At 59.0% G+C, this 26,420-nt stretch carries 32 protein-coding genes; 1 reads left to right on the forward strand and 31 read right to left on the reverse strand.

What is annotated here, in order from left to right; all coding sequences use genetic code 11:
* Window positions 1-3: 3 nt before the first annotated feature.
* The 29 genes from nuoH to Z945_RS0117125 form a co-directional block, all read right to left on the reverse strand.
* The gene (gene nuoH / locus Z945_RS19810; protein ID WP_037971129.1) at window positions 4-1,038 is read right to left on the reverse strand and encodes an NADH-quinone oxidoreductase subunit NuoH; all 1,035 of its coding nucleotides are present in this window, start codon (window positions 1,036-1,038) and stop codon (window positions 4-6) included.
* Between the two features lie 6 nt (window positions 1,039-1,044).
* Complete coding sequence (locus Z945_RS0116990; protein WP_037971131.1) at window positions 1,045-1,401, reverse strand: hypothetical protein; 357 nt, start codon at window positions 1,399-1,401, stop codon at window positions 1,045-1,047.
* Between the two features lie 23 nt (window positions 1,402-1,424).
* The gene (gene nuoG / locus Z945_RS0116995) at window positions 1,425-3,440 is read right to left on the reverse strand and encodes an NADH-quinone oxidoreductase subunit NuoG (protein WP_025053294.1); all 2,016 of its coding nucleotides are present in this window, start codon (window positions 3,438-3,440) and stop codon (window positions 1,425-1,427) included.
* A 4-nt stretch (window positions 3,441-3,444) separates the two neighbouring features.
* The gene (locus Z945_RS0117000) at window positions 3,445-3,846 is read right to left on the reverse strand and encodes a DUF5333 domain-containing protein (RefSeq protein WP_025053295.1); all 402 of its coding nucleotides are present in this window, start codon (window positions 3,844-3,846) and stop codon (window positions 3,445-3,447) included.
* A gap of 118 nt (window positions 3,847-3,964) precedes the next feature.
* Window positions 3,965-4,297 (reverse strand): hypothetical protein, encoded by a 333-nt coding sequence (locus Z945_RS0117005; protein ID WP_241434519.1) that lies wholly within the window; start codon window positions 4,295-4,297, stop codon window positions 3,965-3,967.
* Window positions 4,294-5,007, reverse strand: a complete 714-nt coding sequence (locus Z945_RS0117010) for a class I SAM-dependent methyltransferase (protein ID WP_025053297.1) — start codon at window positions 5,005-5,007, stop codon at window positions 4,294-4,296. The genes Z945_RS0117005 and Z945_RS0117010 overlap by 4 nt, the downstream gene beginning before the upstream one ends.
* 127 nt (window positions 5,008-5,134) lie before the next feature.
* Window positions 5,135-5,452 (reverse strand): DUF3291 domain-containing protein, encoded by a 318-nt coding sequence (locus Z945_RS0117015; RefSeq protein ID WP_241434520.1) that lies wholly within the window; start codon window positions 5,450-5,452, stop codon window positions 5,135-5,137.
* Entirely contained in the window at window positions 5,436-5,846 is a 411-nt protein-coding gene (locus Z945_RS0117020; RefSeq protein ID WP_025053299.1) for an MAPEG family protein, read from the reverse strand. Before Z945_RS0117020 ends, Z945_RS0117015 begins: the two co-directional genes overlap by 17 nt.
* Window positions 5,847-5,970: 124 nt before the next feature.
* The gene (gene nuoF / locus Z945_RS0117025) at window positions 5,971-7,266 is read right to left on the reverse strand and encodes an NADH-quinone oxidoreductase subunit NuoF (protein WP_025053300.1); all 1,296 of its coding nucleotides are present in this window, start codon (window positions 7,264-7,266) and stop codon (window positions 5,971-5,973) included.
* A gap of 46 nt (window positions 7,267-7,312) precedes the next feature.
* Window positions 7,313-7,540, reverse strand: coding sequence for a DUF5337 domain-containing protein (locus Z945_RS0117030; protein ID WP_025053301.1), 228 nt, complete (start codon window positions 7,538-7,540; stop codon window positions 7,313-7,315).
* A gap of 17 nt (window positions 7,541-7,557) precedes the next feature.
* A complete protein-coding gene (locus Z945_RS20160; RefSeq protein WP_025053302.1) occupies window positions 7,558-8,487 on the reverse strand; it encodes a hypothetical protein in 930 nt (309 codons plus the stop codon).
* 32 nt (window positions 8,488-8,519) lie between these two features.
* Window positions 8,520-9,812 (reverse strand): NADH-quinone oxidoreductase subunit E, encoded by a 1,293-nt coding sequence (locus Z945_RS0117040; protein WP_025053303.1) that lies wholly within the window; start codon window positions 9,810-9,812, stop codon window positions 8,520-8,522.
* Between the two features lie 18 nt (window positions 9,813-9,830).
* Complete coding sequence (locus Z945_RS0117045; protein WP_025053304.1) at window positions 9,831-10,103, reverse strand: hypothetical protein; 273 nt, start codon at window positions 10,101-10,103, stop codon at window positions 9,831-9,833.
* A complete protein-coding gene (locus tag Z945_RS0117050; protein ID WP_025053305.1) occupies window positions 10,100-11,347 on the reverse strand; it encodes an NADH-quinone oxidoreductase subunit D in 1,248 nt (415 codons plus the stop codon). Before Z945_RS0117050 ends, Z945_RS0117045 begins: the two co-directional genes overlap by 4 nt.
* On the reverse strand, window positions 11,344-11,469 hold the full coding sequence (locus tag Z945_RS20970) for a hypothetical protein (protein WP_277618920.1): 126 nt from the start codon (window positions 11,467-11,469) through the stop codon (window positions 11,344-11,346). The genes Z945_RS0117050 and Z945_RS20970 overlap by 4 nt, the downstream gene beginning before the upstream one ends.
* Window positions 11,466-11,639 carry a hypothetical protein gene (locus Z945_RS20730; protein WP_025053306.1) on the reverse strand — a complete coding sequence of 58 codons (174 nt, stop codon included), beginning with the start codon at window positions 11,637-11,639 and terminating at the stop codon, window positions 11,466-11,468. The genes Z945_RS20970 and Z945_RS20730 overlap by 4 nt, the downstream gene beginning before the upstream one ends.
* Window positions 11,639-12,259 carry an NADH-quinone oxidoreductase subunit C gene (locus Z945_RS0117065; RefSeq protein ID WP_025053307.1) on the reverse strand — a complete coding sequence of 207 codons (621 nt, stop codon included), beginning with the start codon at window positions 12,257-12,259 and terminating at the stop codon, window positions 11,639-11,641. Before Z945_RS0117065 ends, Z945_RS20730 begins: the two co-directional genes overlap by 1 nt.
* Window positions 12,256-12,801 (reverse strand): NuoB/complex I 20 kDa subunit family protein, encoded by a 546-nt coding sequence (locus Z945_RS0117070; protein ID WP_025053308.1) that lies wholly within the window; start codon window positions 12,799-12,801, stop codon window positions 12,256-12,258. The genes Z945_RS0117065 and Z945_RS0117070 overlap by 4 nt, the downstream gene beginning before the upstream one ends.
* Window positions 12,792-13,157: an NADH-quinone oxidoreductase subunit A gene (locus Z945_RS0117075; protein ID WP_025053309.1), complete on the reverse strand. Its 366-nt coding sequence runs from the start codon at window positions 13,155-13,157 to the stop codon at window positions 12,792-12,794. The genes Z945_RS0117070 and Z945_RS0117075 overlap by 10 nt, the downstream gene beginning before the upstream one ends.
* Before the next feature lie 217 nt (window positions 13,158-13,374).
* Window positions 13,375-14,358 (reverse strand): ABC transporter transmembrane domain-containing protein, encoded by a 984-nt coding sequence (locus tag Z945_RS0117080; protein ID WP_025053310.1) that lies wholly within the window; start codon window positions 14,356-14,358, stop codon window positions 13,375-13,377.
* Between the two features lie 19 nt (window positions 14,359-14,377).
* Entirely contained in the window at window positions 14,378-15,160 is a 783-nt protein-coding gene (locus Z945_RS0117085; RefSeq protein WP_025053311.1) for a crotonase/enoyl-CoA hydratase family protein, read from the reverse strand.
* A gap of 33 nt (window positions 15,161-15,193) precedes the next feature.
* Window positions 15,194-16,048: a hydroxymethylglutaryl-CoA lyase gene (locus Z945_RS0117090; protein ID WP_025053312.1), complete on the reverse strand. Its 855-nt coding sequence runs from the start codon at window positions 16,046-16,048 to the stop codon at window positions 15,194-15,196.
* 51 nt (window positions 16,049-16,099) lie between these two features.
* Window positions 16,100-16,765 carry a glutathione S-transferase family protein gene (locus Z945_RS0117095; protein ID WP_025053313.1) on the reverse strand — a complete coding sequence of 222 codons (666 nt, stop codon included), beginning with the start codon at window positions 16,763-16,765 and terminating at the stop codon, window positions 16,100-16,102.
* A complete protein-coding gene (locus Z945_RS0117100; protein WP_025053314.1) occupies window positions 16,762-18,711 on the reverse strand; it encodes an acetyl/propionyl/methylcrotonyl-CoA carboxylase subunit alpha in 1,950 nt (649 codons plus the stop codon). The genes Z945_RS0117095 and Z945_RS0117100 overlap by 4 nt, the downstream gene beginning before the upstream one ends.
* 85 nt (window positions 18,712-18,796) lie before the next feature.
* On the reverse strand, window positions 18,797-19,210 hold the full coding sequence (locus Z945_RS0117105) for an ASCH domain-containing protein (protein WP_025053315.1): 414 nt from the start codon (window positions 19,208-19,210) through the stop codon (window positions 18,797-18,799).
* A 46-nt stretch (window positions 19,211-19,256) separates the two neighbouring features.
* Window positions 19,257-20,861: a carboxyl transferase domain-containing protein gene (locus Z945_RS0117110; RefSeq protein WP_025053316.1), complete on the reverse strand. Its 1,605-nt coding sequence runs from the start codon at window positions 20,859-20,861 to the stop codon at window positions 19,257-19,259.
* On the reverse strand, window positions 20,858-22,381 hold the full coding sequence (locus Z945_RS0117115) for an AMP-binding protein (protein WP_025053317.1): 1,524 nt from the start codon (window positions 22,379-22,381) through the stop codon (window positions 20,858-20,860). The genes Z945_RS0117110 and Z945_RS0117115 overlap by 4 nt, the downstream gene beginning before the upstream one ends.
* Window positions 22,378-22,683 (reverse strand): hypothetical protein, encoded by a 306-nt coding sequence (locus Z945_RS0117120; RefSeq protein ID WP_025053318.1) that lies wholly within the window; start codon window positions 22,681-22,683, stop codon window positions 22,378-22,380. Before Z945_RS0117120 ends, Z945_RS0117115 begins: the two co-directional genes overlap by 4 nt.
* 3 nt (window positions 22,684-22,686) lie before the next feature.
* Window positions 22,687-23,850, reverse strand: coding sequence for an isovaleryl-CoA dehydrogenase (locus Z945_RS0117125; RefSeq protein ID WP_025053319.1), 1,164 nt, complete (start codon window positions 23,848-23,850; stop codon window positions 22,687-22,689).
* A 183-nt stretch (window positions 23,851-24,033) separates the two neighbouring features.
* Here Z945_RS0117125 and Z945_RS0117130 point away from each other — a divergent pair, with 183 nt between their 5' ends.
* A complete protein-coding gene (locus Z945_RS0117130) occupies window positions 24,034-24,510 on the forward strand; it encodes a pyridoxamine 5'-phosphate oxidase family protein (protein ID WP_025053320.1) in 477 nt (158 codons plus the stop codon).
* A gap of 42 nt (window positions 24,511-24,552) precedes the next feature.
* Here Z945_RS0117130 and Z945_RS0117135 read toward each other — a convergent pair whose 3' ends face one another.
* Window positions 24,553-25,746 (reverse strand): DegT/DnrJ/EryC1/StrS family aminotransferase, encoded by a 1,194-nt coding sequence (locus tag Z945_RS0117135; RefSeq protein ID WP_025053321.1) that lies wholly within the window; start codon window positions 25,744-25,746, stop codon window positions 24,553-24,555.
* Window positions 25,743-26,417, reverse strand: coding sequence for an HAD-IA family hydrolase (locus tag Z945_RS0117140; RefSeq protein ID WP_025053322.1), 675 nt, complete (start codon window positions 26,415-26,417; stop codon window positions 25,743-25,745). Before Z945_RS0117140 ends, Z945_RS0117135 begins: the two co-directional genes overlap by 4 nt.
* Between the last annotated feature and the right edge of the window lie 3 nt (window positions 26,418-26,420).

The following is a 26,420-nucleotide window of genomic DNA, read 5'->3' on the forward strand; positions in this document are numbered from 1 at the left end:
TCCTCACATCGGCCAGCGGGCATAGATGCCCCAGAACCATTCGAATTTTGCCGCGAAGGCCACGAATACCACCCAGAAGAGCGAGAACGGCAGGAAGACTTTCCAGCCCAGACGCATCAATTGGTCGTAGCGGTAGCGCGGCGTGATCGCCTTCACCATGGAGAACATGAAGAAGACGCCGAGCATCTTAATGAACATCCAGAAGAAGCCATCCGGCAGGAAAGCCACAGGCGACAGCCATCCGCCAAGGAACAGCAGTGATACCAGCGCACACATCAGCACCACGGCCACCAGCTCGCCAATCATGAAGAGCAGGAAGGGTGTGGACGAATATTCAACCTGATAGCCCGCCACCAGTTCTGATTCCGCTTCCGGCAGGTCAAACGGGGGCCGGTTGGTTTCTGCCAAGGCCGAGATAAAAAACAGGATCAACATCGGGAAGTGTGGCAGGAAATACCAGTGCAGGATGCCGCCGCCGCCCTCTTGTGCGGCCACGATGGATCCGAAGTTCATCGAACCGGTCGAGATGATCACACCGATGATGATCAAACCGATCGAGACCTCATAGGAGATCATCTGGGCTGCAGAGCGCAGCGAGCCGAGGAAGGGATATTTGGAGTTTGACGCCCAACCGCCCATGATCACGCCGTAGACCTCAAGCGAAGAGATTGCGAAGACATAGAGGATGGCGACGTTGATGTCGGCCAGGATCCAACCATCATTGAACGGGATCACCGCCCAGGCAATCATCGCCATGACAAAGGAGATCATCGGGGCCAGGAAGAACACGGCGCGATCCGCGCCGGCGGGCACCACGACTTCTTTGACGATATATTTCAGGAAATCCGCAAAAGATTGCAGCAGACCGAACACACCAACCACATTGGGCCCGCGCCGCATCATCACGGCGGCCCAGATCTTGCGGTCTGCGTACATTAAAAAGGCCAGCGCCAATAGCAAAGGCACCACCAAGAGCAGGACCTGCCCCACCAACAACAGCCCCATACCCAGGCCGGTTTGCGTAAAGAATTCAGCCATTGTCCCTCATACCCTCGGAATGCCTTTTTCGACGCAGTTGGCTACTGTGACTTCGGCATCGATTGTCTTTATGCCCCGCGGCAGGCTCGGCGAGATCGTATAAACAGCATCGCCCCGCCAAAGGCCAGCCTCTTGGGCCACATTTGTGCGCACATGTCTTGCGAATCCGTAACCGCGAATGAGCGTATATTGCGCAGCCGCACATTCGGCATAGTCGGCCACGTCCTGACCGCTTTGCGCTTTGGTCATGGTCACCTTGAACTGCACCAGATCACCGTCCAGCAGTGCGGTTTCTACCCCTTTGTAATCAGGGATAAAATCCGATGCCAGAGGCACCTGTGGTTCGCATGCGCCCAATGCCATGAGAGCAAGGGCCGCCACGATTCTCACTCAGCCGCCATCGGTTGCGCAGCCCGTGCCGCCGCATTCGCCGAAAGCTCAGCCATCAGCTGGCTGGCCCGTGCAATCGGATTGCTCAGATAGAAATCCGCAATCGCGGTGCCAAAGGCCGCTGTGCCCATCTCGGCTTGCGGTACTGCCTGCCACTCATTCTGTGCAACGACATCCACATCACCCAGATGCGGCACCTCTTTGACCAAGGCCCGGCGCAACGCGGCGAGTGAGTCGTAGGGCAAGGTTGCCTCCAACTCGGCCGACAAGGCGCGCAAGATCGCCCAGTTTTCTTTGGCCTGTCCAGGGGCAAAGCTGGCACGCAGCGCCAGTTGCGGCCGCCCTTCGGTATTGACGAACAGCCCGCCCTCTTCGGTATAGGCGGCACCCGGCAAGATGATATCGGCGCGGTGTGCGCCCCGATCGCCATGGCTGCCCTGATAGATCACGAAAGGACCGGCAGGAATGTCGCCCTCATCAGCGCCAAGATTATAAATCACATCAGCGCCCAGCACATCGGTGATCCCGTTCTCGGACGTGGCACCGATATCCATCGCGCCAACACGGCCTGCAGCAGTGTGCAGCACCAAAAGCTTGCCGCCCGACTTTTCACAGATCGCCTGAACGGTAGCCAGAACCGCTGCGCCATCTTCGGCAGCCAAAGCGGCCTGCCCGACGATCACGATCGCGTTCTGCTCGGCCATCGACGACATATCGAGATCAAGCACATGGGCAAGTGCTGCGCGGTCCGTGCCCATATGTTCATAGTCATAGGTCAGGTTGCCCGCCTCACCGACCAATGTCACATCAGCGCCCCGTGACCAGGCCTTGCGGATGCGTGCGTTCAGTACGGGCGCTTCAACCGCCGGGTTTGTCCCGACCAGCAAGATCTTATCGGCCAGATCAATGTCCTCGACCGTGGCGGTACCCACATAGCCGGAACGGTTGCCCGCAGGCAGCTTGGCACCGTCTGTGCGACATTCAACAGAACCGCCCTGCCCTTCGATCAGGGTCTTCAGCGCATAGGCTGCTTCGACCGGAACCAGATCACCGATCAGGCCGCCGACCTTCTTGCCCTTAATCGCCGCTGCTGCAGCGGCGAGTGCTTCGGGCCACTCCGCTTTGCGCAGCTTGCCGTTCTCGCGGATATAAGGCGTGTCGAGACGCTGACGGCGTAAACCATCCCAGACAAAGCGTGTCTTGTCGGAAATCCATTCCTCGTTCACGCCATCATGGTTCCGCGGCAGAAACCGCATCACTTCACGGCCCTTTGTATCGACGCGGATGTTCGATCCCAGCGCATCCATAACGTCGATGCTTTCGGTCTTGGACAATTCCCAAGGCCGCGCCGTGAAGGCATAGGGTTTCGACACCAGCGCCCCGACCGGGCAAAGATCAATGATATTGCCCTGCAGGTTCGAATCGAGTGTCTCACCCAGATAGGACGTAATTTCGGCATCTTCGCCGCGGCCCGTCTGGCCCATCTTGTGAATGCCCGCGACTTCGGTGGTGAACCGGACACAGCGCGTACATGAAATGCATCGCGTCATATGTGTTTCGACCAATGGCCCCAGATCAAGATCTTCGGTCGCCCGTTTCGGCTCGCGGTAGCGGCTGAAATCGACGCCATAGGCCATCGCCTGATCCTGCAAATCACATTCGCCGCCCTGATCGCAGATCGGGCAATCCAGCGGGTGGTTGATCAACAGAAATTCCATCACGCCTTCGCGGGCCTTTTTGACCATCGGCGAATTGGTTTTCACGACAGGCGGCTGGCCCTCGGGACCGGGACGCAGATCTTTGACCTGCATCGCGCAAGAGGCCGCCGGCTTGGGCGGGCCGCCCACAACCTCGACCAGACACATCCGGCAATTCCCGGCAATCGACAGCCGTTCATGGTAGCAAAAACGCGGGATTTCGACCCCCGCCTCTTCACAGGCCTGAATCAGCGTCATCGCCCCTTCAGTCTCGATTTCCTTGCCGTCGATAATGATCTTGCGGATGTCGCTCATATGCTCACTTCGCTCTCAGTAACGAACCGATCCGGCTCGATTTTTGAATTTCTTCCATCCCAAGCACACAATAGCTTTGCGGGTCGGAAGTATCGACCCCTCTCGCCTGGAAAAATGTTGCGGCTTTGCGGCGCAGGCGATTCTTTTCGGCGTCGCTGTCGGTATAGGCTTCGATCTCGGCCTCAGTATAGCCCAGATCGCGGGCCTGACGTTCCAGATTGCGTACATACCCGATGGCTTTGAACATACGCGGCGCGATGGTTGGACAGTTCTTGCGTACGATGTCGGCGATGCCAAGATCAAAGAGCGCGTCGTCAATCGCCGCGACCTCGCGCAGCGGCGTTTTAGCCATCACCGGAGTGGCCAATATCGCGGCCCCCAAAACTGCTGCAACCAATGTCTTCATGTCTCTAAGTCCTCATCTGCTCAGGCGGTTTTTGCCCCTGCGCAACATGAGTATCAGTCCCTTTGATATGCAATATCAGGCGACCAGCCTGACTGGCTTCGGCGTCTTATTGCGCATTTCAAAGCTGAGGGCAAACCCCCTGAAACACCAATGTATTATCAACGATCCGCAGCTGTTCAGGCGGCGTATCGGGCCCCACTGCCCAGGCGATGTCAGAGCTGCCGTAGGTTTTGACACAATAGCTGTTGCCGGCGTGCCGGCCGGCCTCGCGCGCGCCGTCAAGAGACTGGGCCACGTCACGGATGCGCACGGTAAAGACGTCGCGCTGGCGGTCGACCTTGCTGACCTTGGTCCGATAGTAGTGACCATCAAACGTCAACCTGTCCGCCCTATTGGTGCAGCCCGCCAGAATGCCGAGGGCCATCAGACCTGCAACTGCATATTTTATCATTTTTGTACCCTCGAATGCGTCGGTCTTTGCACCGCCGCCTTGTCAATCACCACAATAGAATCGTGCACATGCACGCCGCTGAATTCTTGTGCAAGTTCCGGCAAGGCCAGCCCTTTTTTGCCGTGATACCAACTGTGCATGTCATCAATCATATGTCGCACCGTATTAAAGAAATTCGCGCGCTCCTTAAACCCCCCGCCGAAACGCGGGTAATAAGCGGTGTGCAGATCCTCGATCATATAGGTGCCGCCCTCGGTCAGCATAGGAAAAAGCACGCGCAGGGATTTCTCGATATGGGGCATCCGGTGGCTGCCATCATCCAGCACAACATCGACACCGCCCATTTCCTTGACGACCTCAGCCAGAAATTCAGGATCGTCTTGCGATCCGATCCGCACCATGCCCGACTGCCCGTCGTATTGCGCGCAGTCGGGGTTGATATCGATCCCGCACAACATCGCGTCCTTCCCCAGATACCGCCGCCACATCTGCAAAGAGCCGCCGTTATTCACCCCGATCTCCAGAAACTTGACCGGCGTGTCGCGATACTGGCCGAAATAGCGATCATAAAGTGGCAGGTAATGATGCCACTTGTGCACCTTCACGCCCTCGTTGCCCGCGTAGATATCAAGCAGATCACCATCAAAACCATAGCGGTCGCGGATATCTGCAGCCACATCGCCATCTTCGGGAAAGCGAAATTTTTTCAAGGGCCTGCTCCTGCTGCGGTTGGGGTTATCCCCTTATGGCCCCCATATTTGCGATTATTGCAGTTCAGGCAAGCTCTGTGTCGCGACATCGATGGGTTTGATGCATTGTTGCCTGCTTAAGGTACTGCTACCCAAAGGCATGATCGCTGTCGCCATGGCGCTCTAGATGTTCGAGCTGCGCCATGCTTTCCCAAACGCTCAAGGTCGAAGCCATCCGCGGGTTGGCCCCCATGTTACCTGTATCGCTGGTCTGTTCGAACTCCATCTCGTCGGATGCCATCATCCAGACGAAACCAGGACTGCGCATCGCCGCCGCATTCACCAGATCAAGCCCGTTTACAAAGTCCTGCACCCTTGGGTCTTCCCAGTCGTACTTCAGGATGCCAAGGTTCAATTCCGCAAGGTGATACCCTTCTTGCTGCATCCGCCTAGAATATCGCGGCACTGATTGTCATGATCGCAAGCGCAATGACGCAAATCCAGCCGATCATCCAGGCGACCGACCGCGCGGGCTGGATTTCCGTACCGATGTGTATCGCTGCCATGACGATGCGCGATACGATAAAGACAGACGCCAGCACGTTGACCCAGAACGGCGCGACGCCAATCAGGATCGCCGCGACGGTCGCGCCGATGAAGGGACCGGACATCTCGATCGCATTGGCAAAGGCGCGGCTTCGACGGTAAACGATATTTGAATAATCTCTTTTCGGATGGCCGCAGGCACAGCGGTTCTCGGGCGTGCGCCCGATTGTCGAAAGCATCCCCAAGACAAGGCTGATCAATGACCACAGCGCCAATGAGGTAATCGCGTGGCTGTAGGCGGCAAATTCTTCCATGAAATCATTCCTTTTGAATTGGCCAAATGGCCCTGTCTGAATTGTATGCATGCCTACCACGGACGCGGCAACAAAAAAGGGCCGCAGAAACTGCGGCCCCAATTTGAGAGAAAGTCGTGTTGGCTTATTCCGCCGCGACAGCGCTCACACGACCTGTCCGCTTATGCTTGATCCGGTCCTCGATCTCGTCCCGGAAATGCCGGATCAGACCCTGGATCGGCCAGGCCGCCGCATCACCCAGCGCGCAGATTGTGTGGCCTTCGACCTGCTTGGTGACATCCAGCAGCATGTCGATCTCTTCCGGTTCCGCATCGCCGGTCACCAGACGGTCCATGACCCGCATCATCCAGCCCGTGCCTTCGCGACACGGCGTACACTGGCCGCAGGACTCGTGCTTGTAGAACTTCGCCAGACGCCAGATCGCTTTGATTACATCTGTCGAATTGTCCATGACGATGACCGCCGCCGTGCCTAGACCCGACCGCTGCTCGCGCAGGTAATCGAAATCCATGATCGCGTCTTTCATCTGTGCGCCGGGGATCATCGGAACAGAAGATCCGCCAGGGATCACAGCCTTGAGGTTATCCCAACCGCCACGGATACCGCCGCAATGTGTCTCGATCAGTTCTTCAAAGGTGATGCTCATCGCCTCTTCAACAACACAGGGGTTGTTCACATGTCCCGAAATCGCAAAAAGCTTGGTGCCTGCATTGTTTGCACGGCCAAAGCCCGCGAACCACTCTGGACCACGCCGCAGGATCGTTGGCACCACGGCAATCGATTCCACGTTGTTCACAGTCGTCGGGCACCCGTAAAGACCCGCGCCCGCAGGGAACGGCGGCTTCATGCGCGGCATGCCCTTCTTGCCTTCAAGGCTTTCCAGCAGAGCCGTTTCCTCACCGCAGATATAGGCACCGGCACCATGCGCGAGATAGATGTCGAAATCCCAACCGGACCTGCAGGCGTTCTTGCCCACCAAGCCTGCGTCATAAGCCTCGTCAATCGCGGCCTGCAGCGCCTCTTTCTCGCGAATGTACTCGCCGCGAATATAGATGTAGCAGGCATGTGCGTTCATTGCGAAAGACGCGATCAGACAGCCTTCAATCAGCGTATGCGGGTCGTGGCGCATGATCTCGCGATCCTTGCACGTCCCCGGCTCGGATTCGTCGGCGTTAATTACCAGATAGCTGGGACGGCCATCGCTCTCTTTGGGCATGAAAGACCATTTCAGACCCGTCGGGAAACCAGCCCCGCCACGCCCGCGCAAACCGGATGCCTTCATCTGGTCCACAATCCACGGCGCACCTTTTTTCAGGATATCTGCCGTGCCGTCCCAATGGCCACGCGCCTGCGCTCCTTTGAGTGTACGGTCATGCATGCCGTAAATGTTGGTAAAAATCCGGTCCTGATCTGCAAGCATCGCTGCACCCTACTCTTTTATCATCCCAGCCCGATCGTGGGACTGATTAATCTTTCTTCTGGTCTTGTCTGACCTGCCACATTTGCCAGATCACCACCATGGCCCAAATCAACGCAGCCAACGCCGCGAAATCGAACAACAGCGCATAGCGCCCCGGTAAGCCAAGCTGCGGCCCCGCAAGGTTCGCAATCAGCCACAAAACCATCGTAATCGCGATCACCAGACCAACAGTCTGGCCCTTCTTCGCAAGGGCTTTGTCGCTGTGCTCACTCATTCCCGGGGCCGCTTTTCTTATTTCTTCTTGCGCGAGGATGCGGTCTCGCCACCCTCGGCCAGTGTTTTGGCCTGGCTCATCCAGTCATCGCGGATGATCCTGCCCTTGAACCGAAGTCGGGCATCGACCCATGCGATCTCGCTTTCACCCCATGTGGCGACCTGATCAAAGCGGTAGATGCCCAGATCGTTCAGCGTTTGCTCAAGCTTCGGCCCGACCCCGCTGATGAGCTTCAGATCATCTGCACCCTCTGCAGGCGCGGCGTCGAATAGCTGCGGGGCTTCTTCGATAACAGTGCCTGAAGAGGCAACCACTGCCTTTTTCTCTGGCTTGGCTGCCGGAGCGGCCGTTTCTCCCGCAGGGATCGCTTCGGACTTCTTATCTGCAGCAACAGGTGCGGCGGCTTTCTTGGCCGGAGCCTTTTCAGCTGCTGGTTTCGCCGTGTCCTTGGTTGGGTTCTCGTACTTCCAATCACCTTTGCGGCTGGCGAGCTCTGCCTGACCGGCCAAGGGTTTGGAGGGCTTGATCGCATGACTTTTCTGCACTGGTGCAGCAACTGCGACTTCCGGTGCGGCAGATGCCGCAGGCGCAGTGCTTGCATGTGCCGCAGGAGTGGCATCCGCTGCCGCCGCCACGGGTGCAGCGGTAGCCGCAGCCGGAGAAGATGCCGCAGTTGTCGCTGCACTGCTGCGCCCGGCCGTATTCACTTCCGCTTCGCGCGCAGAGCGCTGTGCCGGCATTTCTTCCACCGCCGCAGCTTGACCGCGACAGACAAACAAGTTCAGCACAAAGCCGAGCACAAGGGCAACAATCACGCCCGTAGAGAACGCTTGAATGCCGCCGAAGCCGCTAAAGAAATAGAGCAAGGCCATCGTCACAAAACCGACAGCCCCCGCAATCAACCAGCACTTTCCGGTGCATCCCAAACCATTTTGTTCTTGTGTCATCGTCGTTTACTTCCCTCCTGGTGGCAGCGCCCTCAGGTATCGCCGCCATAGCGCCCGTCTGTGCGGGCCTTCGCGGAAAAGGCTGTCTCTTCGCCCGCCGCCAGTTTAGACGCCTGATCCACCCAGTTGTCGCGGCTGACACGGCCTTTGAACCCTTTGAGGTTGAGATCCGCCCAAGCGATTTCCGCCTCGCCCCATTTGGCGATTTGGTCAAAATGGAAAATGCCCATTCCGTTTAGCATGTTTTCCAGCTTCGGGCCTACACCCTTGATCATTTTCAGATCGTCCGCCCCGGAATCGCGCGGTGCCGATAGGCTCTCGGGTTTTTCGCCCACGGAGATCGGCCCGTTATCTGCCAGCGCTTCGGCGGGTGTGGTCGTGGGTTTGGCCGGTTTGCCAGAAGACGCTGGCGCGGCGCTGCCGGTCTCGGGTTTGGCGATGGCTTCGGCATCCCCTTCTTCCCCCGGTGCTTCGCTGCGGCCATCCGAACTCGCCCCGACATTACGCGGTGCGGCGTCTTCGGTCTTGCTGCGACCACCCTGTTTGCCGTCCGGCCCTTCCGGCGGCATCATGTCGTCACGCTTGGCCTCGGGAGGTTTCTCGTCGGTGTTGGCACCTTTGTCCTGCCACGGCATCAACAGCGGCACCTCGGTTCCGTCGATCCGCTTGACCGTGTCGCGGATATCAACCGCCAGCTGGGCGGAGGCGTTGTACGCGGGTTTGCCGCTTTCGTGGTCTTTCAAACTGGTCAGACCGCTCAAAGGTTCAGAGGCGAAGCGACCGTTTTGCGGCCCCGGTGTCGGCACCTTGCCCGCTGCCAGATCATCCAGCAGTTGCACCAGCGTTTCAGCGGTCAGGTCTTCGTAGTAATCCTTGCCGATCTGGGCCATCGGCGCATTGGCGCAGGCACCCAGACATTCGACCTCTTCCCAGGAAAATTTGCCGTCCGCGCTCAGCTCATGAGCGTTCTTGGCGATCTTTTCCTGACAAACGGAAACCAGATCCTCGGCCCCGCAGATCATGCAGGTCGTCGTGCCGCAAATCTGGATATGTGCCACAGAACCAACAGGTTGCAACTGGAACATGAAGTAGAATGTCGCGACTTCAAGCCCGCGAATATAGGCCAGCCCCAACATCTCGGAGACATGTTCGATTGCCGGACGGGTCAGCCATCCCTCCTGTTCTTGAGCACGCCACAACAGCGGGATGATCGCAGAGGCCTGCCGCCCCTCGGGGTACTTCGTCATCTGGCCTTCGGCCCAGGCCTGATTGGCAGGGGTGAAAGCAAAATTCTCGGGTTGGTCGGGGTGTAGTCTGCGCAACATAATCTGGTTCCTAGCGCTCTATGCCTTACAAGCCGGAGGCAAGAGCATCAGCGTTTTATCGTCATCCGCGAAAGCCACAACGCCTTCCGCGATCATATCAGCCAAAGCCATGCGGGCGGCATCTGGAGAAATCTTGTGTTTCGGCAATTCCCGCCCCGCGATGGCGTTGGTCATTTGGCAATCGTTGTTCTGCATGATCTCGACCAACGCGTGCTGGTGACCGTGTGCAGCATGTGCCGCAGCTTGGCCCCCGGTCATCGCCAGAGGGATCAGGCTGACCGCCAGTCTCACCGGTCAATCTCTCCGAACACCACGTCCATCGTGCCAATGATGGCGGCAACATCCGCCAATTGGTGTCCCTTGCTCATGTGATCCATTGCTTGCAAGTGCAAGAACCCCGGTGCGCGCAACTTTGCGCGATAGGGTTTATTGCTACCATCCGCCACAAGGTACACACCGAATTCACCTTTCGGCGCTTCCACAGCACAATAGACCTCACCCTCAGGCACGTGGAAGCCTTCGGTATAGAGCTTGAAGTGATGGATCAGGCTTTCCATGTCCTGCTTCATCGCAGTCCGGCTTGGCGGGGTGATCTTACCGCGCGCCAGAATGTCGCCTTTGCCCTCGGGCGCACGCAGTTTTTCAATCGCCTGCCGGATGATGTGGACCGACTGGCGCATTTCTTCCATGCGGCACAGGTAGCGGTCAAAGCAATCGCCGTTCTTGCCGACGGGCACCTGGAATTCGAATTCGTCGTAGCATTCATAGGGCTGCGAACGACGCAAATCCCACGCCATGCCAGAGCCGCGCACCATCACGCCGGAGAAGCCGAAGTTCAGGATGTCTTCTTCGGTCACGATACCGATGTCGACATTGCGCTGCTTGAAGATGCGGTTCTCGGTCAGCAGCGCGTCGATATCGACCATGAATTTGGACATGAACTGGTCCGCCCAAGCCTCGATATCGTCGAGCAGTGCATCGGGCAGATCCTGATGCACGCCACCCGGCCGGAAATAGGCCGCGTGCAGGCGTGCGCCGCATGCCCGTTCATAGAAAACCATCAACTGTTCACGCTCTTCAAAGCCCCAGAGTGGCGGGGTCAATGCACCAACGTCCAAAGCCTGTGTGGTCACGTTCAGCAGATGGTTCAGAATACGACCGATCTCGCAATACAACACGCGGATCAGCGAAGCACGTCGCGGCACCGGAGTTTTGGTCAGCTTTTCAATCGCCAGACACCAGGCGTGCTCCTGGTTCATCGGCGAAACATAGTCAAGACGGTCGAAATACGGCAGGTTCTGCAGGTACGTCCGGCTTTCCATCAGCTTTTCAGTACCACGGTGCAGCAGACCGATATGAGGGTCGCACCGCTCCACAACCTCGCCATCAAGCTCAAGCACCAAACGCAAAACACCGTGCGCCGCAGGGTGCTGCGGGCCAAAGTTGATGTTGAAATTGCGGATCTTCTGTTCGCCAGTCTCGAAATCGGTCGAGCCGTCGTCATAGGTGTTCACGCGAATGTCGCCATCCATCATTTGCGCCCTTTCAACTGCCGCTCACCGGGCCGCCTGTCGTCTTCATCCACACGGACGGGGATCGCAATTTCGTCGCGCACACCGAATATCTTGGCCATAAGTTCTTCTAGATAGGCAATCATAGCTTCTCCAATTCTTGCAGGCGCATCCCCATCCACCACAGTAAGGCAATTGTGCCAAAGGGGACCAGACAGGCCGCAGCCCAGTATTTGTTGATGCCGAAGAACGGCAGCAGTTTCAGCATGGGGATCGCGGTCAGCGCAGAAAGAACCAGCCACCAGAACCCACCCATTACTTCGCTCCCGCCTTGTCGTCGGCAGCCTTGTCATCGCCCGGCAGGATGTATTCCGCTCCCTCCCAGGGGGACATGAAATCAAACTGGCGGTATTCCTGAACCAGCGAAACGGGTTCATAGACCACACGCTTTTGCGCTTCGTCATAGCGGACTTCGGTATAACCCGTGGTCGGGAAATCTTTGCGCAGCGGATAGCCCCGAAAGCCGTAATCCGTCAGAATACGGCGCAGATCGGGATGCCCCGAGAAGAGGATGCCGAACATATCGAACACTTCCCGCTCGAACCAGTTGGCGCTTGGGTGCACATCAACCAGCGAAGGCACCATGTCTTTCTCACGCACAGCTACCCGAAGCCGGATACGGTGGTTTTGGTACATGGAGAGCAGGTGATACACCACGTCGAACCGCTTGGCCCGGCCTGTGTAATCAACGGCCGTAATATCCACCAATGTGGAAAACTGGCAGGTCGCATCCCCCTTGAGGAAATCAACCAGCCCCGCGATGTTGGCCAGCGTCACATCCAGGTTCAACTCGTCCCGGCTGACATCCCATGCAAGCACACAATCGGGCCGTTTGGCCTCGATATAGGCACCAAGTTCTTGAAGCGCATCAGTCATCGTACAATAGTCCCCGTCCGACGCATCTTTTTCTGCAACTGCAGGATTCCGTAAAGCAGCGCTTCCGCCGTCGGCGGGCAGCCCGGCACATAGATATCGACCGGCACGATCCGGTCACATCCGCGCACAACGCTGTACGAATAGTGATAGTACCCGCCACCGTTCGCACATGACCCCATCGAGATCACATAGCGTGGTTCCGGCATCTGGTCATAAACCTTGCGCAGCGCCGGTGCCATCTTGTTGGTCAGCGTCCCTGCCACGATCATCAGATCGGACTGGCGCGGACTGGCGCGTGGTGCGGTACCGAACCGCTCCAGATCATAGCGCGGCATCGAAGTATGCATCATCTCGACCGCGCAACAGGCCAGACCAAAGGTCATCCAGTGAAGCGATCCTGTACGCGCCCAGTTGATCACATCCGCCGAGGATGTCACCAAAAAGCCTTTGTCCTGCAAAGCTGCGTTCAGCTCCTGAGTGGCAACTTCGCGGTCCGGTCCGGCCTTGTAGCCTCCGATCGCCCCTGCGTCTGTTACTGCCATTCCAGTGCCCCTTTCTTCCATTCATAGGCGAAACCGGCCGTCAGCACCCCGAGGAACACCATCATCGACCAGAAGCCGACCATAGATATGTCCTTGAACGCCACGGCCCAAGGGAAAAGGAAAGCGATTTCCAGATCGAAAATAATGAAGAGAATTGAAACCAGGTAGAATCGCACATCGAATTTCATCCGCGCATCGTCGAAAGCGTTGAAACCACATTCGTAGGCCGACACCTTTTCAGGGTCCGGATTACGCACAGCGACGACCACGGCAGCAAGGATCAGGACAAGCCCCAAACCAATGGCAACGGCCAGAAAAACAAGGATCGGCAGATATTCCCGCAACATGTCGTCCAAGGGAGGCTCCTCTTATTTTGGGCACACACAAATTGGCGCAACCCGACGCATATGTCTTGGAACTCGTCTAAACCCATCGCACAGGAGGGTCAACGGGATGAGGGTGGGGAATTGGTCGCAGGGGTTCGAATGCAGCATGGTGTAAAGCGGCTGCCTAATTCCTCCCCGGTTCATGCAATAACAGCCTTAAAGGCACCCGCCCTCACGGTACCTGAATTCACGAGGGCACAACCTTGGCCATCCATTTGGCAATCATGTCATGCTGCACCCGCGCCTGCTCGGCCACGCGGTAGAACCCGACCAGTTCGCGCACCGGTCCACTGATCCGCTCGAACCCCGAAATAAAGGCCACGATCACGCCGACCTGCGTCTCGCCCTGCATCACAAGGTAACCGCCATAGATCAGCACCGAAAGCGGCCCCAGTGCGTTCATCAGGTTCAGCGCCGCCTTCAGCGTGAACTTCAACAGGTTGAACTTCATCCGGTTGGACAGGATCTTGGCCAGAATGGGCGGACCGCCCTCCTGCATTGGCGTGTCCATTTCAGAGATATGGTCCCCAAGCGAACGAAGATATGACACCCGCTTTTCCACCAGCTCGTTCAATCTGCGCTGCATGAAAGGCGTCAGCACGATCTGCGGCACCATGAAAGCCAGGGCAAAAAGCGCAATCGCGGGTTCGACCACGAACATATAAGTGATCACCCCCAGCAGTATGGCCACATTGGCACAGGCCTGTGAAAGCGCCTCGCCAACAAAGCCTGCCAGTTTTTCCACCTCGGATCCAACAATAGACACCACCTTGCCGGCGCCACTCTCCGTGTCGTCCTCTCCCCCCACATTGGCTCCGTAAAGGCGCAGCAGATGACGGCGGGTATAATTATTGGTGCTTTCGATCAGCCAGCCCTGATACATGCGCAGCCCGAACTTCGACAGCTGGTGCAGCACGACCACTGTTAAATAGGCCATCCCGAACTGCAGCAAGAGCGCCACATTCTGCGTCTCGACCACCTCGTTCACGATGCGACGTTGCAATTCGATGGGCGCAAGGTTCAACACGGCCACACCCACAGCGATCAGGCAGGCCACCACCTGATGCCACCCTGTCATCCGCCAGACAAACCCCCAGACGCTGGACGCCGCCGTGTCATCACCGGTGCGCGGCACATCACGCGGATGGAAGATTCTGAACAGCAGGCTCATCCGGCCAGAGGCCCGACTGTCAAGGCATCCACCGCGCTTTGCGTTTGGCGAAGAATGCGCCGATCCCTTCGGCAGCCTCTTCCGACTCCCAGCGCGCACTCAGCGCATCAATCGACATGGCCACCGCTTCATCGGTCGCAATTCCACCCAGATCCAGCGCGAGCTTTTTGGCGGCCGCAACAGCACCCGGCGCGCAACTGAGATAGGGAACCACTTCGCGCTCGACCGCTGCATCAAGGTCCTCCGCAGATACGGCATGGGCCAGCAGGCCCAGGTCCACCGCCTCGGACGCATCAAACAACCGTCCCGACATGAAGACCCGCCGCGCACGTCCCTCACCCATGCGGGCGACCACATAAGGGCCGATGGTCGCAGGGATGATGCCCAGCCGTGTCTCTGTCAGTCCCATCTTAAGGCTGTCGATACCAATCGCCACATCGCAGACCGCCGCCATGCCAACGCCACCGCCAAAGGCATTGCCCTGTACCCGGCCAATCAGCGGCTTGGGCAAAGTATTCAGTGCGCCCAACATGGTCGCCAGTTTGCCCGCCTCAACGGCCCTCGTCTCGGCATCCATATCGCGCTGATCGCGCATCCAGCCCAGATCACCACCCGCGCAAAAGCTCTTGCCTGCGCCTGTCAGCACCACAACGCGCACGGCTTCATCGTTGCCCAGATCAGCGGCAGCCTGCGTCAACTCCGCCAGCATCAGCGCCGACATGGCGTTGTGCTTGTCTTCCCGCGCCAGTGTCAGCGTCGCAACACCGCGACTGTCTACCGCCATTTTGATGGTCTCAAACATGGGCCACCTTCCCTAATACCTGCCGACCCGCACTCACCCGCGCATGCCCCGCGCCATCTCGGCGGCCTCTTCCAGCACCGCGGCATCGAGGCCCGTCTCATACCCCAAGTGTGTCAGGTGGGCATGCACCGCCTCTGTCGCGACATTGCCCGGCGCGCCCGGCGCATAGGGACAACCGCCCAAGCCGCCGATAGCTGCATCAAACACCCGCACACCAAGGCTGAGCGAGGCATCAATATTCGCCATCGCCCGCCCGCCTGTGTCGTGAAAATGCCCTGCCAACCGCCCCACCGGGACCACATCGCGCACCGCCAAAAGCATCCGCGCCACACTGTCAGGCGTGCCAGCCCCAATGGTGTCACCCAAAGATATCTCGTAACACCCCATGGCAAAGAGCTTGTCCGCCACCAAAGCCACCGCAGCCGGGGCCACAGCGCCATCATAAGGGCATTCCACAACGCAGGACACATAGCCGCGCACCGGAATATCGCGGTGCCGCGCTTCCTCCAATATCGGCGCAAAGCGCTCAATACTCTCGGCAATGCTGACGTTGATGTTCTTTTGGCTGAATCCTTCGGAAGCCGAACCGAAGACAGCGATCTCGTCAACACCGGCCGCCAAGGCATCCTCATAGCCGCGCATATTCGGCGTCAAAGCCGCATATCGCACGCCGTCGACTCGCTTGATCGCTGCCATCACTTCGCCCGATCCGGCCATCTGGGGCACCCATTTTGGGCTCACGAAACTCGCGCATTCGATCCGCCGAAACCCTGCCGCGCTCAACTGGTCGATCAGCGCCACCTTCTGCGCCACCGAGATCTCGCCCGCCTCGTTCTGCAAACCGTCGCGCGGGCCTACCTCAAAAATCTCACATGGTCCCAAAGTCATCGCATATCCCCCTCGATTCACCCTTTTAAAATACCCGACACACCGCCAGCGTCACTCGACTGGCGAGGGTGGATAGAAGTCCTTTGTAAAAATCCCGTCCTCCTGCGGCAAAGCCCTCCGGAACCCCTCTCGTTCGGATATTCGCTCGTACCAGTCCGCCACCGCCGGATGCTGGTCAAGCGTTACAAAGTAGCGTGACATATAAACCGCCTGCCCGCACGAAATATCCGCTGCCGAAAAGCCGCTTGTCAGCAAATAGTCCCGGTTTTCGACCGGTGTGCTTAGCCGCGCCTCAAGAGCATCGTAACATTTGGCCACTCGCGCCGCCTCCAGCTTCATCACAATGGGGGATCGCATCGAATCCTCCCGCAGCGCAACATGCTGCTGCGTCAACGCCGCCGTGTGCTGGCTGAGGGTCTCAGCAAAATGCACCCAAACCAGCCAGGCCATCCTGTCCGGACTGCCGACCGAGCGTCCCATACGGTCAGGCGAGAACCGCTCGCAGAGATATTCCGTGATCGCCCCTGTCTCGAACATCCGCTCCCCGTCGATCTCCAGCGCAGGCACCCGCCCCGCAGGCGACAGGGTCAAATATTCAGGATCGCGCAACGACCGGTCAAAGGCATGCACCCTGACCTGAAATTCTACATCCAACTCGTTCAACAACCAAAGCGTGCGCATGGAGCGGGTTTGCGGACAATGATGAAGCGTGATCATGCGGCCACCTCCGCATCGTCCGCTTCAAGCCGCACAAGGGCCGCCCCCGCCTCAACCTGATCCCCGGTGGATGCGAGGACTTCGGCCACAACCCCGTCACGCGCCGCTAACAGAGCATGTTCCATCTTCATCGCTTCCAATACCGCCAACCGGTCACCCTTCTGCACCATCTGCCCCACTTCAGCCTCCATGACACGCACCAGCCCCGGCATCGGTGCCTCGATCAGATTACCATCGCCCTGCGCACCTGCGGCCCGCTCCAGCGGATCAATCACCTCAAAGACCATGCCGTAGTTTTCGAACACGGTCACAACACCGTCCACAGCGGCCACCGCCGCTGCGCGTTTGCCACCGATGATCCAATGCGCGCCACGCCGCAGCGCCTCGACCTCCGTACCGCCAACGACCCAGACCTGCCGCGCTGCATCCATCACCCGCACTTTGACCAGATGTTCCTCACCATCAAAGCGCAACAATACCGACCTTACCAGCGGATCCCACAGCGCAAAGCCGGTCTGACCACGCGGCTCCAGCAGATCAAGCGCGGCCATCCCGGCCAGCGCGACATGCCGCGCTTCCACCTCTGGAACAGCGGTCAGCGCCTCAATATCCCGGGCGATCAGACCGGTATCCACATCACCTTTGCCAAACCCTTCATGCGCCGCGAGCGCACCCAGAAACGCCAGATTGGTCACCGTGCCGCCGACATGACAGCCTGCCAGCGCCGCGCGCAACTTGGCCAGAGCCACATCCCGCGTCGCTCCGTGAACGATCACCTTTGCAATCATCGGATCGTAGAATGGTGAAATCACATCGCCCGCCCTGACCCCTGAATCAGCCCGCGTTTGCGGCGTAAATGCCAGGTCCGTCAACTTGCCAGTGGCAGGCAGAAACCCCGATGGCACATCCTCCGCATAAAGCCGCGCCTCGAACGCATGACCCGAGATCGACAGTTCCTCTTGCTGCTTCGGCAAAGCCTCTCCGGCCGCCACGCGCAGCTGCCATTCAACCAGATCAACACCGGTGATCGCCTCCGTGACCGGATGCTCCACCTGCAAACGCGTGTTCATCTCCATAAAGAAAAACCCGTCTGGCGACAGACCGTCCGAGCCATCGACGATAAATTCCACCGTCCCGGCACCTGCATAGCCAATCGCCTCGGCCGCCTTGACCGCCGCATCGCCCATCGCCTGACGCATCTGGGGTGTCATCCCCGGTGCCGGTGCCTCCTCGATCACCTTCTGGTGCCGCCGCTGCAACGAACAATCCCGCTCGAACAAATGCACAGCACGGGTGCCATCCCCAAAGATCTGCACCTCGATATGCCTTGGTTTGGATACAAACTTCTCAACCAATACATCCGCATTGCCAAAGGCCGTTTTCGCTTCGGACCGCGCACTCTCCAAAGCGGCCTGAAACGCGCCCGCCTCCTCGACCAAGCGCATGCCCTTACCGCCACCGCCCGCGACTGCTTTGATCAACACCGGATAGCCGATCTTGCCCGCCTCCCCGGCCAGCAACCCATCATCCTGATCGCTGCCATGATAGCCCGGCACCACCGGCACGCCCGCCTCGATCATCAGTGCCTTGGCCGCATCCTTCAGACCCATCGCCCGAATGGCCGACGCGGACGGCCCGATAAAGACCAAACCCGCCGCCTCGACCGCCTCAACAAAATCGGGGTTCTCGGACAGAAATCCATAGCCCGGATGCACCGCTTGCGCACCGGTGTCCAATGCCGCCTGAATGATGACATCACCGCGCAAATAGCTTTCTGCGGGCGCAGATCCGCCAATATGCACCGCCCGATCCGCCATCGCGACATGTTTGGACGTCGCATCCACATCCGAGTATACCGCCACACAACGCACACCCATCGCCTGCGCGGTCTCCATCACACGGCAGGCAATTTCTCCCCGGTTGGCAATCAAAATCGTGTCAAACATGGTTTCCACTCCGCTGCATCATCGTTTTCTCTTTTTGGCCTTATATCCCGCGGGGTCCGGGGCAGAGCCCCGAAATATCCCGCCGTCAAAACCGCTCCACGACCTCGAAGGTCTCTACCAACATCGCCACATCACGAGCGAAGAGCCCTGCCCGCGTCAGATAGGCTTCATACCCTCTGCGCCAGTCTGTCAGATCGCTGAATTCACCCTGCGGGACGATGAGCGGCTCTGACATCTCGTCAAACGGCACAATGTCTACCGCAAGGGTTCGCACCGCCGCCACTGGCCTGCCCGTCCAATCCAGCGCCACATCCACACGGCCCAGAACAGGCTTCGCCTCTCCGCGCGCCTCGAACGCCGCAACGGCATCACAAGTCACCGTCTTTTTACCTATAAGCACCAATTTCAGTATCTCGGCGTTCAGTTTGGCAGAATCGCCGTATTTAAAGCTGACGGCCCCCGGATACCGCGCCAGGGCTTCTGTCTCGGTGATCATCATTTGCCCTCCGTTTCCTTGTCTCCGCCCCGCCGCACGCCGTTTCGGATCACATCCGGAACACACCAAACTTCGTCTCCTCAATCGGCGCATTCAGCGCGGCAGACAGGCTCAAGCTAAGCACATCGCGGCTCTTGCGCGGATCAATGATCCCGTCATCCCAAAGCCTTGCGCTGGCATAAAGCGGATGCGACTGCTCCTCGAACATATCAATCGTCGGCTGTTTGAACCTGGCTTCATCCTCAGCCGACCACGTTTCGCCCGCCCGTTCAATCGCATCACGCTTCACTGTCGCCAGAACGCCTGCGGCCTGCGGCCCCCCCATCACGGAAATCCGGCTATTCGGCCACGTCCACAGGAAGCGTGGCCGGTAAGCCCGCCCCGCCATCCCGTAGTTACCCGCCCCGAAGGATCCGCCCACCAGCATGGTGATCTTCGGCACATTCGTAGAGGCCACCGCCGTCACCATCTTGGCCCCGTGCCGCGCAATCCCTTCGTTCTCGTACTTACGCCCGACCATAAAGCCGGTGATGTTTTGCAAGAAAACCAAGGGGATATTCCGTTGCGAGCACAGCTCCACAAAGTGCGCACCCTTCTGCGCCGCTTCCGAAAACAGCACACCGTTGTTGCCGATGATCCCGACAGGGCAGCCTTTCACATGGGCAAAGCCCGTCACCAGTGTCTCGCCAAACCGCGCCTTGAATTCGTCAAACCGCGAGCCATCCACCAGCCGCGCAATGACCTCGCGAATGTCATAGGGCGTGCGCAGGTCCGCAGGCACCACCCCCAAGAGCTCGGATGGATCATAGGCCGGTTCCTCTGGGCTTTCCCACTGAACTGTCACGGGCTTGGCCCGGTTCAGCTGCGCCACAGCCCGCCGAGCCAATGCCAGCGCATGGGCATCATCCTCGGCCAGATAATCCGCCACTCCCGATAGGCGCGTGTGCACATCGCCGCCGCCCAGATCTTCCGCCGTGACCACCTCGCCCGTTGCCGCCTTGACCAAAGGCGGCCCCGCCAGAAAGATCGTCCCCTGTTCTTTGACGATTATCGTCACATCCGACATCGCGGGCACATAAGCCCCGCCCGCTGTGCAAGACCCCATCACCACGGCAATCTGCGGAATACCTTTAGCGCTCATCCGCGCCTGATTATAGAAAATCGCGCCGAAATGATCGCGGTCGGGAAAGACCTCATCCTGCTGCGGCAGGTTCGCGCCGCCGCTGTCGACAAGGTATACGCAAGGCAGGTGGTTTGCCTCTGCAATCTCCTGCGCGCGCAGGTGTTTCTTGACGGTCATCGGGAAATACGTCCCGCCTTTCACAGTGGCGTCGTTGCACACGACCATGACCTCCTGACCTTGCACATGCCCGATCCCCGCAATCACGCCGGCACAAGGCGCGGCATCGTCATAGAGCCCATACGCCGCAGTGGCCCCTATCTCGAGAAAGGGGCTGCCCGGATCCAAAAGGTTCGCCACGCGTTCACGCGGCAGCATCTTGCCCCGGCTTTCATGTCGGGCGCGGGATTTCTCGCCGCCGCCCAATGCTGCTGCTTCGGCCGCTTGCTGAACAAGACCCAAAGCCTCCAAATGGGCCGCTTCATTCGCTTTGTAAGCCTCGGATGATGGTAATGCCTGCGATGCTAGTTTCATATCTGTCCCTCAACTTCCCGCGTTGCACGCGCCTTCAATTCCCGCCGGATCACCTTGCCTGTGACTGTCATCGGCAAAGCTTCCAGAAACTCGATTTCCCTCGGGTATGAATAGCTTGCCAGCCGCTCTTTAACCCACACTTGAAGCATGTCCGCCGTTACATCTGTTCCCGATTTACGTACAACGTAGGCTTTGACCACCTCTGTGCGCAACGCATCAGGCTTGCCCACCACCCCACAGGTGGCGACGGCAGGATGGGTCAGCAGGCAATCCTCAATCTCGGCCGGCCCGATCCGGTAGCCGGCCGAAGTGATCACATCATCCTCGCGCCCGACAAAGCGCAGGTAATCGCCTTCCCAGATGCCGCGATCTCCGGTCACCAGCCAATCGCCACGAAACTTCTCTGCCGTGGCCTCAGGGCGCTGCCAATACCCCAACATCATCGACGCCGACCCCCGGCGCACGGCCACATCACCTTCTTCCTGTGTCGGGGTGCCTGCCGCATCAATTACAGCCACATCATGGCCGGGCACGGCTTTGCCGATGCAACCGGGCTGCACCTCAATCACCGCGCCGCAGGACGAGGCCACCATGTTGCATTCCGTCTGGCCGTAGAACTCGTTGATCTGCAACCCAAATGCCTGCTGCCCCCAAGCCAGCATCTCGGCACCCAGCGGTTCGCCCCCACTGGCGACAGAGCGCAAACCGGGTAGCGACACATCCGCCGCCTTGAGCATTCGCAATGCCGTGGGCGGGAAGAAGACGTTGCGCACGCCGCCGCGTTCGATCACATCCGCGCATCCCTCTGGTGTGAATTTCGTCATCCGCGCCGCCACCACCGGAATGCCCAGCGCCAGACCCGGCATCAGCACGTCGAACAAGCCACCAATCCAGGCCCAATCCGCGGGCGTCCACAAGCAATCACCGGGCTGGCCCAACATGTCATGGCTCATCGCCACGCCGGGTAAATGACCCGTCAAAACGCGGTGGCCGTGCAACGCACCCTTGGGGCTGCCGGTGGTGCCGGAAGTATAGATGAGTACCGCAGGGTCTTCGGGTCCGGTGTCTGCAAATGCCACAGGCGAGCCGTCCGCCGTGAGGTCTTCGACCAGCCAAGCCTCTGCCAGATCGCCCAGAAGTGCTGCGCCTTCGGCATCCGTCAGCACGATCTCGCAGCCCGCGTCGCCGATCCGCGATGATAGCGCGTCGCGCTTAAAGAGTTTGAACAAAGGCACTGAAATCGCGCCGGCTTTCCAGATCGCCAGATGTGCTGCCGCACAGTCGACCGACTGACTGAGCAAAACACCGACCCGCGCTCCGACCTTCATCCGCGCCTGCAACGTGCGGGCAATCGCATCGACCCGCTGCGCCAGTGCGCCAAAGCTGACATCCCGCCGTGCGGTCCCGGTCAGATCAATGAGCGCTATATGCTCTGCGGGATGCGCCAAACATTGCGCCGCCATGTTCAACCGTTCCGGCACGTCCCATGCGCCCTGATCTGTCAGCCCCGGCAAAGTCATGTCTGTGGTCCTTCCAGTGCGTCGCCTTCGATCAAGCGTCCAAAGCGGTCCACACGATATTGCACGATATGCGCCGCCCCGCCGCAGTTCACCACCAGCCAGACGCCCTCCTCCTGCCCCGGCACCGCCGCGCAGTCGGTCACCCGCGCGCCTTCCGGTCCTTCGGCGACGTAAATCGCCGCATAATGGTTGATCACATCTGTCTCTGTGATCTGCGCTGCCACATAGCCCTGACGGTATGCCAACAATCCGGCCACCACCGTCAGCACCACAAGGGGCATCCACCAGAGCCAGCGCGGCATCGTTTACGCCATCACGGCCATCATTTCGCGCCCGACCAACATGCGCCTGATCTCCGAGGTGCCCGCGCCGATCTCCATCAGCTTGGCATCGCGGAAAATACGGCCCACGGGGTTGTCGCTTAGGTATCCTGCGCCGCCCATTGCCTGCACCGCCTGATGCGCCTGTTTCATCGCCTCTTCAGAAGCATAAAGACAGCAGGCCGCCGCATCTGCGCGGGTCACATCGCCGCGATCGCAAGCCTGCGCCACGTTGTAGACATAGGCACGAGCAGAGTTCATCGCCGTATACATATCGGCCATCTTGCCCTGCATCAGCTGGAAGTTCCCCACCGGCTGCCCGAATTGCTTGCGCTCGGCCATATAAGGCATGATTTCGTCCAGACAGTTGGCCATGATGCCCAACCCGATGCCCGCAAGCACTACACGTTCGTAGTCCAGCCCCGACATGAGGACTGCCACGCCGCGCCCTTCCTCGCCCAGGACATTCTCGAAAGGCACCTCGACGTCATCAAAAATCAGCTCGGCTGTGTTTGAGCCGCGCATCCCCAGCTTGTCGAAATGCGGCGAGGTCGAGAACCCCTTCATATCCTTGTCGATGAGAAAGGCCGTGATCCCTTTGCTGCCCGCATCCGGGTCAGTCTTGGCATAGACAACGAGGGTCTGCGCATCCGGCCCGTTGGTGATCCAGTATTTGTTGCCGCTCAAACGGTAGTGATCGTTGCGCTTTTCCGCCCGCAGCTTCATCGACACCACGTCGCTGCCAGCAGACGGTTCGGACATGGCCAGCGCACCGATGTGTTCACCGGAACAGAGTTTCGGCAAGAACTGTTTTCGCTGCTCCTCCGTGCCGTTCAGGCTGATCTGGTTCACGCAAAGGTTGGAATGCGCGCCATAGGAGAGCGAGACGGAGGCCGATGCCCGTGCGATCTCCTCAACCGCGACGGTGTGCGCGACATAGCCCATGCCAGAGCCGCCGAATTCTTCGTCCACTGTCATGCCCAACAGGCCCAATTCGCCCATCTCGGTCCAGAGTTCGGATGGAAAGTCGTTCTTGCTGTCGATCTCGGCGGCCATCGGCTTGACGCGCTCTTGCGCCCAGCGGTGGACCATCTCGCGCATGGCTTCAACGTCTTCGCCCAGATCGAATTTCATGCTTGCTGTGAACATCCAGTTTCTCCCCAGAACCGATTTAATGAACGCTTGTTCATATTCTTACCTTTGCCCAACTCACCCGTCAACAGGCACGGCCCTGTCGCCCGTGAAGGCGACCCCGTGCAAAGCCAACTTGGAACCGCATGATACGGGCCAGCGTTAAGCTGGCAACACATCTTACACACAAGGTAGACCATCATGACCGATCACATCAAAAAAGAATTTCTCGACCGTCTTGAAGACACCCGCGTCGGCATGTTGTCCGCCGGAAATGCACGCGCAGTCCCGATGAGCCATTATTTCGACGATGATGATCCCAAGGCGACCTTGTGGTTCATCACCGCCAAACAGACCGATCTGTCACAAGTTGCTGCGACGGGTGCCGAGGGCACGTTCATCGCCAGCAGCAATAACGAGTCTCTTTACGCCCGCGTGAATGGCACACTGAGCGTCTCGCAGGACAAAGCCAAGCTCGATGAAATCTGGAACAAGGTCGCTTCGGCTTGGTTTGAGGGCGACCAACGCGATCCCGACGTTCAATTGCTCCGCTTTGACCCAAGCGAGGCCGAGGTTTGGATCACAGGTGGCAGTCTTAAGTTCATCTACGAGATTGCCAAAGCCAATCTGACAGGCAGCAAGCCCGATATGGGCGATCATGCAGTGCTTAGGTTCTGAACAGTTCAAAGAAGGCCTCCGATGAATTCACGGGCCTTCCTTTTACGCGCTTTGAAAGATCGCACCGACCTCTGCTTTGATAATCCGCGCAATCAGCGCACATTCATCAAGGCTGAGGGTCAGTGGCACACGCATATCCATGATCCCTGCCAGCACTGCATCACTTGCAGGCATGGGCGGGGCATCAACATACCGCCAAGAATCGTAGCGACTGGTAAAGCCCACGGGCTCAGCTGCGCCGAACCATTTCAATTCTACCCCGCGTTTCAGGCACCGGGCCAACACATCCTGGACGGACGATGCGGTCCAACCTTTCAGCAAAAACTGGATAGAAGAGCCGACGATGGTCTCCTCGGCAGGGCGTTCAATCACAGTTAGCCCCGGCGTATCGCGCAGCCCCGCCTCAACCGCACGATACCGCCCATTCCAGCGCTCCCGCTGTGCGTCAAGATTTCGCAGCTGCGGCCGAAGGATGGCGGCCCGCAGATTGTCCATACGGCCCGAGATATTCGGGGTTACAAATCGGATTGCTTCGAATGCCTCTTTCGGCGGTCCGGCCAGATGCTTTTCATACATCATATAAGAGCCGGACAGCATGACGGCCCGTGCCGCCACCTCTGCATCATCCGTCACAAGAAGGCCGCCCTCGCCTGCGTTCACATGTTTGTAGGTCTGGCAGGAATAGCAGCCGACTTTCCCCTGCGTGCCAGAGGGCACATCCTTCCAAGCGGCCCCCATGGTATGGGCGCAATCCTCGATCACGGTAATGCCTGCGCTATCACACAGCGCCATCAATGCTTCCATATCTACCAGATGCCCCCGCATATGGCTGAGCAATAGAACATCCGCCTGGTTTGCCTTGGCCTTGAGGTCATCCAGATCAATCACCAGTTGGTCGGTCACGCCCACAAAAATCGGTTCAGCGCCGACTGCCGCAATGGCCCCCGGCACCGGGGCCAGCGTAAATGCATTGGTCAAAACCTTGTCGCCGGGCTTTACCCCAATCGCCCGCAGGGCCGTCGCCATCGCGTAGCCGCCTGAGGCCACTGCAAGGCAGTATCTGGCACCGACCTGCGCGGCGAACTCCTGCTCCAACAGTACGGTTTCGGCGATCTCTCCGGGCGCGGTATTGTAACGGTGCAACCGGCCCGAGCGCATCACCGCCACCGCAGCCTCGATACCCTCTTCGGGGATCGGCTCTTGCTGGGTGAAACTGCCGGTGAAGACCTCTGTCATGCTGCCTTCCCGATCAGCTGCGCCACAAGACCGTCAAGATCATTGTAGTGGTTCAACAAGCCTTCCGGAGCCAGAGCAGCCATATCGCCGCCGGCCGGACCGAAGGTGACCAACACACAAGGTACACCTGCGGCGCGGGCAGTCCTGCGGTCGGTATCCGTATCCCCCACCAGCAGGCATTGCGCCGGATCACCACCCGCCCGGCGCGCGGTCTCGAACAGATGTTCGGGGTCGGGTTTGCGGATCGCCAGCGTATCGGCACCCAGCATCGCATCAAACGCATGCCGCACACCGAGCCGTGTCAACAACGTTTCCGCCAGCCCTTCGGGCTTGTTGGTGCAGATCGCGACGAAATAGCCGTCGGCTTTCAACCGCTCCACCGCCGCCATCGCACCATCATAAAGCACCGTATGCGTGTCGATATCACGGGCATAAGCCTCCAGCAGCTTGGGATAATAGGCATCAATCGTCGCCACATCCTGCGCACGGTTCAGCCGCTCCATCCCCAGCCGCAACATCGCACGCCCCCCGCGCAAGGCAGTTGCCGCGTCGGTGGCCGCCGACAGTTGATCCCCTGCGCCCATCTCGCGGAAACAGGCATTGGCCGCCGCTATCAGATCACCACTGGTGTCGGCCAATGTCCCGTCCAGATCGAATACCACTGTCTTCAAAGC

The organism is Sulfitobacter noctilucae (genome assembly GCF_000622365.1).
Taxonomy (GTDB): Bacteria; Pseudomonadota; Alphaproteobacteria; order Rhodobacterales; family Rhodobacteraceae; genus Sulfitobacter; species Sulfitobacter noctilucae.

Excerpts from the sequence above, each read along its gene's own strand:
- nuoH (WP_037971129.1), bottom strand. The coding sequence starts at position 1,038 with ATGGCTGAATTCTTTACGCAAACCGGCCTGGGTATGGGGCTGTTGTTG.
- Z945_RS0116990 (WP_037971131.1), bottom strand. The coding sequence starts at position 1,401 with ATGGCATTGGGCGCATGCGAACCACAGGTGCCTCTGGCATCGGATTTT.
- nuoG (WP_025053294.1), bottom strand. The coding sequence starts at position 3,440 with ATGAGCGACATCCGCAAGATCATTATCGACGGCAAGGAAATCGAGACT.
- Z945_RS0117000 (WP_025053295.1), bottom strand. The coding sequence starts at position 3,846 with ATGAAGACATTGGTTGCAGCAGTTTTGGGGGCCGCGATATTGGCCACT.
- Z945_RS0117005 (WP_241434519.1), bottom strand. The coding sequence starts at position 4,297 with ATGATAAAATATGCAGTTGCAGGTCTGATGGCCCTCGGCATTCTGGCG.
- Z945_RS0117020 (WP_025053299.1), bottom strand. The coding sequence starts at position 5,846 with ATGGAAGAATTTGCCGCCTACAGCCACGCGATTACCTCATTGGCGCTG.
- nuoF (WP_025053300.1), bottom strand. The coding sequence starts at position 7,266 with ATGCTTGCAGATCAGGACCGGATTTTTACCAACATTTACGGCATGCAT.
- Z945_RS0117030 (WP_025053301.1), bottom strand. The coding sequence starts at position 7,540 with ATGAGTGAGCACAGCGACAAAGCCCTTGCGAAGAAGGGCCAGACTGTT.
- Z945_RS20160 (WP_025053302.1), bottom strand. The coding sequence starts at position 8,487 with ATGACACAAGAACAAAATGGTTTGGGATGCACCGGAAAGTGCTGGTTG.
- Z945_RS0117040 (WP_025053303.1), bottom strand. The coding sequence starts at position 9,812 with ATGTTGCGCAGACTACACCCCGACCAACCCGAGAATTTTGCTTTCACC.
- Z945_RS0117050 (WP_025053305.1), bottom strand. The coding sequence starts at position 11,347 with ATGATGGATGGCGACATTCGCGTGAACACCTATGACGACGGCTCGACC.
- Z945_RS20970 (WP_277618920.1), bottom strand. The coding sequence starts at position 11,469 with ATGATTGCCTATCTAGAAGAACTTATGGCCAAGATATTCGGTGTGCGC.
- Z945_RS20730 (WP_025053306.1), bottom strand. The coding sequence starts at position 11,639 with ATGGGTGGGTTCTGGTGGCTGGTTCTTTCTGCGCTGACCGCGATCCCC.
- Z945_RS0117065 (WP_025053307.1), bottom strand. The coding sequence starts at position 12,259 with ATGACTGATGCGCTTCAAGAACTTGGTGCCTATATCGAGGCCAAACGG.
- Z945_RS0117070 (WP_025053308.1), bottom strand. The coding sequence starts at position 12,801 with ATGGCAGTAACAGACGCAGGGGCGATCGGAGGCTACAAGGCCGGACCG.
- Z945_RS0117080 (WP_025053310.1), bottom strand. The coding sequence starts at position 14,358 with ATGAGCCTGCTGTTCAGAATCTTCCATCCGCGTGATGTGCCGCGCACC.
- Z945_RS0117085 (WP_025053311.1), bottom strand. The coding sequence starts at position 15,160 with ATGTTTGAGACCATCAAAATGGCGGTAGACAGTCGCGGTGTTGCGACG.
- Z945_RS0117090 (WP_025053312.1), bottom strand. The coding sequence starts at position 16,048 with ATGACTTTGGGACCATGTGAGATTTTTGAGGTAGGCCCGCGCGACGGT.
- Z945_RS0117095 (WP_025053313.1), bottom strand. The coding sequence starts at position 16,765 with ATGATCACGCTTCATCATTGTCCGCAAACCCGCTCCATGCGCACGCTT.
- Z945_RS0117100 (WP_025053314.1), bottom strand. The coding sequence starts at position 18,711 with ATGTTTGACACGATTTTGATTGCCAACCGGGGAGAAATTGCCTGCCGT.
- Z945_RS0117105 (WP_025053315.1), bottom strand. The coding sequence starts at position 19,210 with ATGATGATCACCGAGACAGAAGCCCTGGCGCGGTATCCGGGGGCCGTC.
- Z945_RS0117110 (WP_025053316.1), bottom strand. The coding sequence starts at position 20,861 with ATGAAACTAGCATCGCAGGCATTACCATCATCCGAGGCTTACAAAGCG.
- Z945_RS0117115 (WP_025053317.1), bottom strand. The coding sequence starts at position 22,381 with ATGACTTTGCCGGGGCTGACAGATCAGGGCGCATGGGACGTGCCGGAA.
- Z945_RS0117120 (WP_025053318.1), bottom strand. The coding sequence starts at position 22,683 with ATGCCGCGCTGGCTCTGGTGGATGCCCCTTGTGGTGCTGACGGTGGTG.
- Z945_RS0117125 (WP_025053319.1), bottom strand. The coding sequence starts at position 23,850 with ATGTTCACAGCAAGCATGAAATTCGATCTGGGCGAAGACGTTGAAGCC.
- Z945_RS0117130 (WP_025053320.1), top strand. The coding sequence starts at position 24,034 with ATGACCGATCACATCAAAAAAGAATTTCTCGACCGTCTTGAAGACACC.
- Z945_RS0117135 (WP_025053321.1), bottom strand. The coding sequence starts at position 25,746 with ATGACAGAGGTCTTCACCGGCAGTTTCACCCAGCAAGAGCCGATCCCC.